The sequence below is a fragment of the Vibrio sp. 2130-1 genome (assembly GCF_033339515.1).
Genome location: NZ_JAWOUT010000752.1, coordinates 1 through 511 on the forward strand (window position 1 = coordinate 1; position 511 = coordinate 511).

Consider the following 511-nt stretch of genomic DNA (forward strand, 5'->3'; position numbering starts at 1 on the left):
CAGGCCGTTTTGGGGTTACGCCTCATTACCTAACCAATGCAGACGTACTGCAAATCAAGGTTGCGCAAGGAGCTAAACCTGGTGAAGGTGGTCAGCTACCAGGGCACAAAGTCACGGCAGAAATCGCCAAGCTGCGTTACTCGGTGCAAGGGGTGACGTTAATCTCCCCTCCTCCACATCATGATATTTATTCGATCGAGGATTTAGCCCAGCTGATCTTCGACCTAAAACAAGTCAACCCGAATGCCCTAGTTTCGGTGAAACTCGTCTCCGAGCCGGGTGTCGGCACCATAGCCACAGGGGTCGCAAAAGCTTACGCCGACCTCATCACTATCTCAGGTTACGATGGCGGTACGGCCGCAAGTCCACTGACTTCGGTGAAATACGCAGGTAGTCCTTGGGAACTTGGCCTCGCAGAAACCCAACAAGCACTGGTTGCAAATGGCCTTCGCCATAAGATTCGTCTTCAAGTAGATGGCGGGTTAAAAACAGGGCTAGATGTTGTTAAGGC

The 511-nt window shown here is 52.1% G+C and carries 1 protein-coding gene; it reads left to right on the forward strand.

Annotated elements, in window-relative coordinates:
• A partial coding sequence (locus R7Q09_RS28505) for a glutamate synthase-related protein (protein WP_318144253.1) occupies window positions 1-511 on the forward strand: 511 nt, incomplete at both ends.